Below are 12,107 nucleotides of genomic sequence, written 5' to 3' on the forward strand. Positions count from 1 at the left end.
ATGAGATATACGATATTATTTTTTCTGTTTTTTTCATTTATAACCAGGGGTCAGGATTTCGATCAAAGGTTTGCTCAGATTGAGAACCAAATTGAGTCTTTGTCGTCTCGTTCGGTGCCGCAATTAATGGATACGGCAACTTTTTCTGTCTCACAGACCCCTCTTTCTTCGTTTATCAGAACAATAGGAAAAGTTCATAAATTAAATGTCTTAGTCGATCCCAAGCTAAACGAAATACCAGTTACATATAATTTTGAATCTGTACTGGTAAAAGATTTAATTCTGTTTATATCTAAAGAATACAAAGTAGATATCAGGGTCAGGGGAAACATCCTGGCATTTAATTTATTTAAGGAGCCGCCGGTTCCGGCTGAGCCATATAGAGAGAAAAAATTAAGTATCTCATATAACCCATCAGACAGCACTGTCAGTTTTGATGTTGAACGTGATTCTTTAAAATTATTTGTTAAGCAACTCACTGCCGTTTCGGGTATTAATGTAGTAGCTGATCAATCTGTAAGAGGCCAACTGGTGACTGGATATATCCAGCGTTTACCGCTCGATACAGCATTGAATAAGCTCTCAGTGACCAATGATCTTTATCTCGAGAAACAAGGAGAGGTATATGTATTCTATAAATCTGAAAATATTGATCGAATTCCGGAGGGTGGACAGTTAAAAGCCAATAATAGAAGAAGTAATGTATCCCGGCGAAATGCAGTGGGGAACCAGGTGAGAAACCGGCCTCCATCGTTAAACGTTCGTTTTAAAGACGATTCAACTTTTCTGATAAATGCCGAAAATATTGAAATCGAACAATTAATCAGTGAGTTATCTTTTCAGTCGAAAGACAATTTCCTGCTCACCTCAAAAATTGACGGTTCGTTATCTTTATTTCTAAACGGTGTTACCTTCGAGCAGGCTTTATCAGCTATTTTATCATCTACGGAACACGATTATTCCATTTCTGATGGAGTTTATATAATTGGACAGTCTGATTCAAGAAGCTTTGCAGAAGCGGAGTTTTTAAAACTTAACTTCCGTCCGAGTGAAAACATTATGAAAGACATCCCTCAAAATTTGATACAGGATGTTGAGATCAAGGAGATCAAGGAATTAAATGGCCTGGTTTTAAGCGGTAGTAAGCAGCGCATCAGGCTACTCAAAAGCTTTATTACTCAAATAGACAAGCCAGTCGCCAATATTATGATCGAGGTGATCGTGATTGAGTTAAAAAAAGGATTTAATCTACAAACCGGAATACAGGCATTCTTAGCTGATTCGACAGTCCAGACAGGAGGAAAAGTATTTCCGGGAGTTGACATGACCATTAGCAGTAATTCGATTAATAGTGTGTTGGAAAAATTCGCTAATAACGGGTTTATCAATTTAGGACGTGTAACACCACGTTTTTACATGACCCTAAAAGCCCTGGAAGACAATAATAATATTGACATAAGAAGTACTCCTAAATTGTCAACTTTAAATGGACATGAGGCCAAATTGACTATCGGTGAATCAGTTTACTACGTAGAACAAACCCAGAATATTACGGGTGGGGTGAATCCGATAACCACGACTTCTCAGCGATTTAACCAGGTTGAGGCAAACTTAAATATAAATATTAACCCGGTAGTAAGTGCTAACGATCATGTTACTCTGGCTGTGACGGCTGAATTTTCAAATTTCATTCCGCCAGAGGTACAAAATGCACCTCCGGGTAATGCAACCAGGATGTTTGACTCGCAAATCCGGGTTAAAAATGAAGAAATGATTGTCCTGGGTGGACTGGAAGAAGTTTCAAAATCAAAAAGCAGCTCAGGAACTCCTTTACTAAGTAGAATACCAATTTTAAAGTGGTTGTTTAGTACCCGTTCGCAACAAAACTCGGAAAGTAGATTGCTGGTATTTATTCGTCCGACGATAGTAAATTAATATGCTAAAATTCAGCGATAAATTATTAGTTACACTGTTGGTTGAGTCCGGAGAACGACTCAATCCTTATCACTATTTATTTGAATATGATAAGGAATCACTTTCTCTTGAAAAGGAAATCACCAATGTTGATTCAATAGCTTTTAAGCTTCGTTTTGGGTTGATCCCACGAATTTATTTTATTGTTAGTGGAAGTATTATTGAAAAGAATGTTAAACAAACCGCTTCCAATCAGCCAATTGATCAGCTATTTCCATACTTATCTGAAGATCAGTTTTTCAATTATAAGACTGAAGCTCAAAATGACATCATTTACTCGTTTATAAGAAAGGAAGAATTTCAAAAGGCCATCTCAGTAATTGGCGAGTCAGAATGGCTGGCTGATAAAATTTTATTCAATTATTCGGTAATAACTAATCACCCGGAGTTCCCGGTAGTTGGTGAAGGAGAAGAAACCCAGTTTTCAGGATTTGTAGTGAGTAGAAGTGTCGAAGGAGAACTAAAAGTTACTCCGAAAACCGATGAATTGAATGAGAGTGATGCCTGCCGCAAAGGCTTAGCCTATAGTGCAGCTATAAATTATATTACCGGCGATACCGAAGAGCGAGCGTGGAAGGAGTACGAGACCAATGAGGTCCTTGTAAAGTCAGAACATCGAACCAAGGTACTTAAAGCAGTGAGGTTTTATCTGCTTCCGGCTGTTGCACTGTATGTTATCATTTCACTAGTGGGACTCTACTTTCAAAGTCAGAATAATGGATTGAAAGCAAGAAGCACGATATTGAACAGTAAACTGACTGCCAACCAGGATAGTATTAAGACCTTAGATAATTTGTCAAACGAAGTATTGAATTTCACCGAACAAAGCCTGAGCCAGGCTGTAGTCATTGACCGGATAATGGCAGCTAAACCCGATGGTTTGAAGGTCACCTTAGCAGAGGTTTATTATACCGATGGATATAAAAAGGACGAGTTTAATTTTAACGATGATCAGCTGTCCGAAGACTTTGTATTGATCAAAGGACAGACTAATACTCCGGAGCTAAACGCTATATGGTTTAATAACATTCAAAAATTAAATTGGGTCGATAAGATTGATGATTACCATCTGGAATTTAATAGCCGGAAAGGATACAATATTTTTTCATTTAAAGTGAAAGTCAATTAACCATGTCATTTATCAGATTATATACTGGCCTGCTTATTCTTGTCACCGTGATGATTACCGTTTATCTGGCCGGTGGAATTGTTAGCTTATCTGGCTCAGTGAGAGAATATTCCGAATACAATAATCAAATCGACAGGTCACGAACGTTGCTATCTAAGATCGATGTGGAAAATATAGTTCCTGATGAAAGTGAGCTTGTCCGAATAAAAATAAAGAAAGAAGAAATTCTCGAGGTGATCCATGATGCTGAGAAAAACTATGAGTTAGTAACCACCAGGATCGACCCAATGGAGCGTCCCAACGATAACATTTCAGTTTTGCCTGTTGAGTTTTCCGGGAGTTACAAAGGGATGATGAAGTTCATTTATCATCTGGAGAAAAAATATATCAATTTAAGAGTTGGGTACACAAAATTTTATTCAGAAGAAAATTTCAACCAAAACAATGAACAGCTTAAAAGTAAAATTTACATTGAGCATATTAGTTTCTAGTCTGATAGTTTTCGGATGTGACGATTTGATCGTACCGGATATTTCAGATGAAGAAATTAATTTTTTAAGTCCGGTCAAAGACACGGTAAACACCTCAGAGTTATTTATCTGGCTTGAGTATAATCAAAAGGACATCGATAAGGTAAGCATTCAAATTGTGAGGCCATCTTTTTCACAACTCGAAGACCTTATGTATGATACCCTCGTTTCTAGCGAAAAAAGCTATTATGCCTTGCCAGCTAATGACAACTATGAAATCCGGGTAAGAGGATTAAACTCTGCTTATCAAACAGAGTACTATTACAAAAAGGTTTATATCAATGAATAAGACAGTAAAAAATAAATTTTTGCTGGTGGTTATTGTCCTTTTGTGGGGTACGATCGGGTATTTTATCTATGATTACTTCCAGGTAGATGACAGCAAGGTAAATCATAAATACACGAATAAAGCAATTGAAAAAAAGGAAAGAAAAATTGAGGAGGAGGATTCCCTGTTGTTGTCTTATGGAGATCCATTTGGTTTTAATATCAAACCGAAGAAAAGGGTAAGAAAAGTTGTTAAACCGCAACGGCAGGTAAGAAGAACAAAACCGGCAAAATCTGTAACTTCAACACCATTAGTAAATACCGATTCAATACGAATTTATGAGCAACTTAATTCAATAAAAATCAATGGGATTTTCGCTAACGAAAGTAAAAATGAAAATTTTGCCAACGTGAGTGTTTACAACAAAATATATATACTATCAGCTGGTGATTCCATATTAAATTTTAGAGTTAAGGGTGTTTACTTAGAGTATTTATTGTTACAAAACGAGGAAAGTGAATTTACGATAGAAAATAATATGTAAGAAAAATTTGATTTTTTAAAATTAAAAGTATCTTTGCGACTTCAACCAAGATTATCAATTATTAACTATTAATTAGGATTGAGATTTTTTTATCAACTATTACTATTAATCGTAGTACTATGTTTAACTAATTGTGCTCAGCATACTATAAATGATCCGGAAGAATATCTGGATTGGTATGGTGAAAACAGTGAAAATTTACAGTTTAATTCAAACTGCGAAGGTTATTCATTTAAACTACAATATCAGCCAACAGCTGTCAGAGCGATCAGAAATGGCGATTTAACTCAACTTGAGAGTTTTGAAAACAGTCTGGTTTTCGTGCTTGATGTAGAGTCAAAAGCCGATGATCTGGGGCGTCTGAATCAGTATAAGCAATACCTGGAATACAATTCATCAGAGTTATTTCAATTGACTATTGAGGAGCAAAATTATGATCCTTCATTAAGCATTTATGAAGGATTTAATAGTCATAAAAACACCCATCGGTTTACAATTTTATTTGAATTAAGTGAAGGAGAAAGGATTGATGAGTCGAATATCCATGAGTTTTCCGATGTAACATTTTCAATCAAAGACGAAATTTTTTGTAGCCAGAAGGCTATTATCAATATTAATCAAGACAATTTTTATTCAATACCAAAATTTGAGGTTCAATGAAGTTAGCGCGTAGGTATTTATCAACTGTATCTCGTTTTTTATTACTGGTATTTATTTTAGAGGGAGGATCAACCCTTGCCTTGCAGGCACAGACCAGTGGACCATCACAGCCTGAGTTTACGAGTTTTACACCGTATAGCCATAGTCAGATGGTTGATTTATATACAGGAAATTTCTCATATAATTTGCCACTGTTAGAAGTTCCCGGTCCTGGTAGTTCCGGGTATCCTGTTTCACTTTCTTATTCCAGTGATATTGCGGCTGGCGAAGAAGCATCCTGGGTTGGATTAGGCTGGACGCTAAATACAGGTGCAATAAATAGATCAGTTAATGGCTTGCCCGATGACTATTATATTGATAATACCGGAGATAATGGATCTCATGGGGTGGTATATCATACAAAACAGCCAAATAATAATACTACAAATGCAACCCTAGGTACTGCCCTCGAGGTTGCGTCATTGAAAAAGCTTCCGGGTATAAATTTGAGCGCTGAGGCTAGCGTTGGAATGCGGTATAATAATTATCGTGGATTTGGACTTACTTCAAGATTAGGAGCATCATTAATGAGTGGTTTTATCAATTTGGGAATTGAAAGTGACCATAATGGGCAGAAAAAGTTTAATCATAGTATTAATCCAAGTGCAATTGCAGGGGCATTTCAAAGCCGTTCAAAATGGCTGACTAAAAAAATGGCCAAAATGGCAGCGTCCCGTATATTTCCGATGGGGGGTATGCCATATATGCCCTCAAGAACAACGATGGCAAATTTGAATAAAAAAAGACCTTTTCAATCAGGAGGAATAAGTAACATCGATTTTGGTGGTTTGAAATATTTCAATGGAACGCACCCAACAACAGTAACTGAATATGATGCAATTTCTACAACGGTTTCGTTAGGCTTAGATGTTATTCCATGGCTAGGTCCTATAGGAACAAATGCATACGTCTCGGGTACTCACACTGTTCAACTCTTCAAAGACAAGACAATATCAAAGGCGTATGGATTCTTATATTCATCTGCTGCAGATAAAGATTCAGAAATGGATTATTCAAAAGGACAAATACCCTCTTATCATAGAAATGACGAATTTATTTCTGCACCATTAAATGGCGCAGATCAGTTTATGGTTTCAGCAGAAGGATTGTCTGGTGTTTTCAAGGCTATTCATCCTACAATTGGTCATTTTAAGCCTAGGGAGGTTGAGAATACTACAACTGCACTTAGTGTAGGTCTAGAGGTTAATGGTGGAGCACAATCAGCAGGAATTGGGTTTAAAGGAGTAGGTGGTAGTCATGCATCAATAAAATATAATGGATGGGTAACCAATGGCGCTAAAAACTTTAGTGATCAGGAAAGTGTTTATTTCAGGTTTAATAACGATCCGGCTTCAATTATTACAAATTCATCTTTTAATAATTCTGCTGAATCAGCGAGAATTTCTGGTAATTCTGCTAATGTAAACCATATCAATCAACCTGAATATGTAAAAGGCGATAGGTCAGTTTATATCGAATACAATTTAAATTCTGATTTCACTAATACTAATCGAAAAGCTTTTAGACCCTCATACGATCCATCATTAACAGCGGGAAAAGTTACCAGAAGTTCAGATAAAGGAATTGGCTCTATAGCAATGCACAATGTTAATGGTTTAAAATATGTGTTTGGCATACCTGTAGAAGTTAGAAATGAAAAATTTATTAATTATGGAACTTCATACCCGCGCTTTATAGATGATGATTTTAAGGTTTATAGTGAGGACGGAAAAACAAAGCAGGGGTTCGAAAGAAATGGAGCTTATGCTTCAACTTTTCTTTTAACTGAAATTACAGGGCCTGATTTTGTAGACCTGGAGCTTGATGGACCCACTCCAGATGATTTAGGATCATATACTAAATTTAGTTACAATAAGGATTATGGCGATGGTGTGTTCAACAGCGATGGTTCTGAAAAGGGATGGTATAAATGGAGAACTCCTTATGACGGTCTAAAGTATGAAAAAAATAGTCTTTCAGACCCTAGAGATGATCAAGGGATTGTCAGGTATGGTGAAAAGGAAGTTTATTACCTAAATAAAATTGAGACTAAAACCCATGTAGCGATATTTTATACTAAAGAGCGAGACAATGAAGGCTTCGGAGCATTGACTGATGAAGATAATCTTGCTATGGTACCAGCCCGATCAAGTTTTGATAACCCTCAAAAATTAAGAAAACTAGAAAAAATTGAGCTATATCTTAGAAATAGTGAAAACTTCGTTGATCCAACTATAAGTAACCCAGTATTAAAACCTTCAGCAGCAGATCCAATTAAAACCATTAAATTCACTTATGCTGAAGATATAGTTGGGGAACCCGAATTAATGATAGGAGTACCCAATGCTAAATCTGGTCGCGGAAGATTAACATTAAAAGAGGTCACTTTTATTTATAATGGTATTGAAAGTGCACGATTAAATTCTTACAAATTTGATTATCAATATCCTCGTATTAATTATCCTGCTCCATTTGGAGCATTATCAAATTATGCTCAAGTGAGTGATGGTGTATTTCTGGATGAAAACCCAACGTATAAAGAGTCCTATGTTAACAATTGGGGAATGTATGACCCTGGTTCTTACATACAGAAATTGTACCACTACGACTGGGATAATCAATTTGCTCACGTACCTGGAAACTATCCGGATGATCTGAATCATTTACAATATGATCCTGCTGCCTGGACATTAAAGAAAATCACAATGCCTTCAGGAGGAGAAATTCATGTACAATATGAAGAAGATGAATATATGTATGTCCAGGATAAAAGAGCTTTGACTATGACCCCTTTATTAGGATCAGAAGGGAATTCAAATTTCCAGATCGATCTTTCCGGACATAACTATACTTCGGAACAACTAACTAGGTTAGAAGAAATCCTGATAAATGAATATGTCAATCCTGGTAAGCCGATGTATTTTAAGTTTCTTTATCAATTGATAAATAGTAATAATAGCTCACCAAGTCCAGATAATTGTAACTCTGAATACATTGAAGGTTATTTTAAATTACATAACGTAAGTCTTGATGGTAGTATTCTATCAATCAATTTAACAGATAGTAAAAAGTTACCATACGAGGTTTGTGAAGAATTTGTGAAAACTCAAAGAATCGGCATGATCAATGGGGAGGGTGATTGTAATTCTTCAGGAAACTCGCTAGATGGGGGAGATGCAGAAGGAATTGTAAAGAACTTAACCAATTATTTAGGTAAAAGATTCGGAGTTAGGGATATATGTAAAAAATTAAGCTATATCAACTCATATGTTCGACTTCCTAATATTAAACCAAAAAAAGGTGGTGGAATTAGAGTAAAACGTTTGATAACCTATGATAATTCTGCAAACAGGGAAACTGTTTTAGGAACAGAATATATTTATCAGAAAAAAAATACATTAACAGGAAAGTATGAATCTAGTGGTGTAGCAACCAACGATCCAAATGGTAAAGAAAATCCACTAATTCAATTAGTTCCTCGAGATGAAAATTCATGGCGACAGGATCTGTTTTACGGAAGTGACTTAAAGACCATGGAGACACCCTGGGTACCTGATGCAATGCCGGCACCATCAGTTGGATACTCAAGTGTAATTACAAAAAACCTGTATGATTCACAATACAACTCAGGTTTTGTTGTTACCAATTTTTATTCTCCAAATGACCCTGAGTTTTCTATGAAGATGGAAAAATCTGAATTGGAAATCGGTGAAAAGTATACGAGTTTAAGGACAAACTTACTTTCCATTAGTTTTGAAAGTGTACTTCAATTAGCCCAGGGATTTGTTGTATCAGATTATTCCAACTTTTATGGAAGGATAAAGGATGTGACCACTTATGAGGGAGCAATAAGCAGTAGCACATTGGATGAAATTAGTGAAAGACGAGTGATCTCTTCGGTGAAAAATGAATATTTCAATCCTGAAGATAAAATTCCGGTAGCAAGCTCTGAAGGAGAAGGATTAATCAATGAGCAGAATATTTTAATGGCGCAAGGGTATGATGTCGAATATACCTACGCTTCACAGCAAGTGATAGAAGGAATGGTAGGAGCTGAGTACGATGCCGATGGATATGTCTTTTTTATAGGCATTTTAGGCCCCATACCTTTGGTAACATTAATATCAGCTTTAACAACGACAGGTGGAGAATTTTCAACACACGCCACAACAAAAGTAATAAGTTATCCGGCTGTATTGAAAAGACTATCAGCACTAAAGATGGTATTTCACATATCGATGAAAACCTTGCTTTTGATCGTTATACTGGCCAACCAGTATTAACCAAGTCATATGATGAGTTTAAAGGAGGTTATATTACCCAGCAAGTTCCTGCTTCCTGGAAATATGATTTCTTTAAGCCTAAAAGCATAAAGCAAGACTCACCTATATTAGGAATCCCATACATGTCAATAGATAATGGCAATTTGATTTTAGGAGATATTTGCGATATTTCTCAGTTTTCAGAGGGAGATAAAATTTATTTCGAATCATCTGGAAAAGACTATTTTGCCTTTCTAGGGAAAGTAAATTATGCAAATAATAGCATTGAGCTTATTAAAGCCCGAGAGGGTAATCTATTACCAACAACAGGAACAATATCAGCAATGAAAATAATTGATTCTGTTGAGCCAAATAAAATTCAGACACCTGCTGGACAGTTTACTTATCATTTTGCAGATGAAAATGAATTGCCTGATATCTCCAGTGAAATGCAGTTTGATGAAGGATCCACGAAGATTTTTGAAGATATAATAGCTGATAAACTTACACAGGCGATAAAGGGGAAATTGCCTTCGCTAACAATAACGGGTCCTGATCTTGGTAAACTTAATTATGATTTGTCATTGTATGAATATTATGATAATGAATTTGATGGAGATGAAGGGGAACCCAACTATCAAATAAATTGGAGCAAGGTGAAATTAAAAGAAATGAACTTTTCCATTCATTATAATGAAAAAATACAAATAGAACTGGCTCAATTTAAAATTTATTGTGACCAATGTCCAAATCAAGAATTTGAAGTAGTTAAATAATTAAAAATGAATAAGTTAATACTTTTTGTTGCAACTCTTTTTTTCTTCAATATTAGCATCTATTCGCAAGAAGAGCTTGATGGTGGGGGTCTTCTGGGTGAAGAGGATCCAAGTGATCCTGAACCTTGTTATCTCGACATCCATAGTATTAGTGGAGAAGAAAATCCTTATGTACACACAAACGAGGAATATAACTATACCTTTTTGTGGAACAATTTTGCTTGTAAGTCAGGTGATATAGACAGGGTAGAATGGAAATTTTTAGGAAAGACAATTAAAATAGAAAATAGTATAGGTACAAAAATCTCTTGGTCTGGTTATGAAGCAAATACATCTGGAACTCTATCAGTTTGGGTATACGATGCCTATAATTATCTAATAGGTGAAGCTTCTTTACCTATCACTTTTAGACCAGAGCCCTGTCCCAATAAAGATTCGGTTGCTTTTGCCCATAGTGGGTTTGACGGCTACGAAGGTATAAATATTGCTAGTTTTGGCGCTCAAAAAACTATTTCAACAAATAGCTTTGATGGGTATTTATACACATGGGATGTACCAGAGGGCATAGATATAGTCGATCAAACAAGTACATCTCTTACATATATTCCTAGACGAACAGGGAATTTTACTATAAAAATGGTCAGTACTACTGGAAACTGTGTAAGTTTTTCGGCAGCGAACTTTGAGGTGAGATCATTGTGTACAACTGATTTCCCATTGATTAGTCTCCAAAATGTTGAAGTATATTTAGACAATAAAAGTGGTTTCTATTATATTCAAGATGCTTCAGGAGCATGTTACAAAGTGCCTATGCATTGTTTTACAGCTCAGGCTACTGCTTATTTATCGAATAAAATAGTCAATGCTCAGGCTACTTATTTTGATAAAAACCGGGTTATTGTAGATATGTCTAAGAAGACAATTCCTTTGGGTATAGAACCTCCAAATGTTTATGAAAGTAGAAATGAAGGATATTATTTTCCTATATATTCGGCGAATTATAAGTCAAACCCCAAATCATTCGAACAAGAAATAGATAATAAATCCGATGGCACGTTTTCAATTAGCAGGTTCAATTGGGAGAATGATGTAAATAAGGGGAATGGATGGGTTAGCTCAAGTAAAATTGATAAGGTGGACCAGTATTCATCTGCTGTGGTTACCCACAATCCTTTAAACATTTATTCGGTAAATAAATTTGATCAAACAGGATTTTTGGTTTCGGCATCTGGAGTGAATGTTGAATCAAGTGATAATTTATCATTTGAAAGTTTTGAAAGTCGTAATATTTCTTCGGTAGCTATTTCTTCAGGGTGGAACTTAATTAGTGAGGAAGCTTTTGTTAAAGATGAAAAAGTAAATGGCTTGTCTACTTCACATAGTGGAGCTACTCATTATAATTTGTCAAGTACAATAATAACTAAAGATATCCAGGTTGATGAGCAGTTGAAATCAGGTGGTTTTTTAGTTCAGTTTTGGGCTCCTGCCGGTTTAATTTTTAATGTTGGCATTTCCGATAATATTAATCAAGAAATTGTTAATCCTGTCGAACTCGCTTCATCAGGATCATGGTCACTTTATGAGGCATTTTTTAATAATACAACGTTAAAAGATTTTTCAGGGAAGGCGACCTTGTCTATCGAAAATTCTCAAAACAATCTTGTAATAATTGACGACATTAAGACACAGCCTTATACAGCTGAAGTTTCCTGTTATGTATACGATTACAATAATTTGAGATTGAAGGCAACGTTCGACAATAATCACTTTGCTACTTTCTTCCATTATAATGTTGAAGGAAAACTGATTAGAAAATCAATCGAAACAGAAAGAGGCATTCAGACCCTGCAGGAAAACTTTTATAACCTTCAGACCCCGGGAACAGGGAACTAACTTTTAACCAGAATTTATCAACTGATATTTAA

Annotated in this window: 9 protein-coding genes; all 9 read left to right on the plus strand. The window is 35.7% G+C overall.

Annotated elements, in window-relative coordinates; all coding sequences use genetic code 11:
* The 9 genes from DCC35_RS02815 to DCC35_RS02855 all read left to right on the plus strand — a co-directional run bounded on the left by DCC35_RS02815 (position 1) and on the right by DCC35_RS02855 (position 12,075).
* Entirely contained in the window at positions 1–1,935 is a 1,935-nt protein-coding gene (locus DCC35_RS02815; RefSeq protein ID WP_137089363.1) for a type II secretion system protein GspD, read from the plus strand.
* Position 1,936: 1 nt separating this feature from the next.
* The gene (locus DCC35_RS02820) at positions 1,937–3,103 is read left to right on the plus strand and encodes a hypothetical protein (protein ID WP_137089364.1); all 1,167 of its coding nucleotides are present in this window, start codon (positions 1,937–1,939) and stop codon (positions 3,101–3,103) included.
* A gap of 2 nt (positions 3,104–3,105) precedes the next feature.
* On the plus strand, positions 3,106–3,594 hold the full coding sequence (locus DCC35_RS02825) for a hypothetical protein (protein ID WP_137089365.1): 489 nt from the start codon (positions 3,106–3,108) through the stop codon (positions 3,592–3,594).
* Positions 3,575–3,922 carry a hypothetical protein gene (locus DCC35_RS02830; protein WP_175402687.1) on the plus strand — a complete coding sequence of 116 codons (348 nt, stop codon included), beginning with the start codon at positions 3,575–3,577 and terminating at the stop codon, positions 3,920–3,922. The genes DCC35_RS02825 and DCC35_RS02830 overlap by 20 nt, the downstream gene beginning before the upstream one ends.
* Positions 3,915–4,445, plus strand: a complete 531-nt coding sequence (locus DCC35_RS02835; RefSeq protein ID WP_137089367.1) for a hypothetical protein — start codon at positions 3,915–3,917, stop codon at positions 4,443–4,445. The genes DCC35_RS02830 and DCC35_RS02835 overlap by 8 nt, the downstream gene beginning before the upstream one ends.
* A 78-nt stretch (positions 4,446–4,523) precedes the next feature.
* Complete coding sequence (locus DCC35_RS02840) at positions 4,524–5,105, plus strand: hypothetical protein (RefSeq protein WP_137089368.1); 582 nt, start codon at positions 4,524–4,526, stop codon at positions 5,103–5,105.
* Positions 5,102–9,427 carry a hypothetical protein gene (locus tag DCC35_RS02845; protein ID WP_137089369.1) on the plus strand — a complete coding sequence of 1,442 codons (4,326 nt, stop codon included), beginning with the start codon at positions 5,102–5,104 and terminating at the stop codon, positions 9,425–9,427. The genes DCC35_RS02840 and DCC35_RS02845 overlap by 4 nt, the downstream gene beginning before the upstream one ends.
* 122 nt (positions 9,428–9,549) lie before the next feature.
* On the plus strand, positions 9,550–10,182 hold the full coding sequence (locus DCC35_RS02850) for a hypothetical protein (protein WP_137089370.1): 633 nt from the start codon (positions 9,550–9,552) through the stop codon (positions 10,180–10,182).
* Positions 10,183–10,188: 6 nt separating this feature from the next.
* On the plus strand, positions 10,189–12,075 hold the full coding sequence (locus DCC35_RS02855; protein ID WP_137089371.1) for a hypothetical protein: 1,887 nt from the start codon (positions 10,189–10,191) through the stop codon (positions 12,073–12,075).
* Positions 12,076–12,107: the final 32 nt, after the last annotated feature.

Source organism: Mangrovivirga cuniculi, assembly GCF_005166025.1.
Taxonomy (GTDB): Bacteria; Bacteroidota; Bacteroidia; order Cytophagales; family Cyclobacteriaceae; genus Mangrovivirga; species Mangrovivirga cuniculi.

Coding starts and splice junctions, on each gene's coding strand:
- DCC35_RS02825 (WP_137089365.1), top strand. CDS start 3,106: ATGTCATTTATCAGATTATATACTGGCCTGCTTATTCTTGTCACCGTG.
- DCC35_RS02855 (WP_137089371.1), top strand. CDS start 10,189: ATGAATAAGTTAATACTTTTTGTTGCAACTCTTTTTTTCTTCAATATT.
- DCC35_RS02850 (WP_137089370.1), top strand. CDS start 9,550: ATGTCAATAGATAATGGCAATTTGATTTTAGGAGATATTTGCGATATT.
- DCC35_RS02835 (WP_137089367.1), top strand. CDS start 3,915: ATGAATAAGACAGTAAAAAATAAATTTTTGCTGGTGGTTATTGTCCTT.
- DCC35_RS02815 (WP_137089363.1), top strand. CDS start 1: ATGAGATATACGATATTATTTTTTCTGTTTTTTTCATTTATAACCAGG.
- DCC35_RS02820 (WP_137089364.1), top strand. CDS start 1,937: ATGCTAAAATTCAGCGATAAATTATTAGTTACACTGTTGGTTGAGTCC.
- DCC35_RS02845 (WP_137089369.1), top strand. CDS start 5,102: ATGAAGTTAGCGCGTAGGTATTTATCAACTGTATCTCGTTTTTTATTA.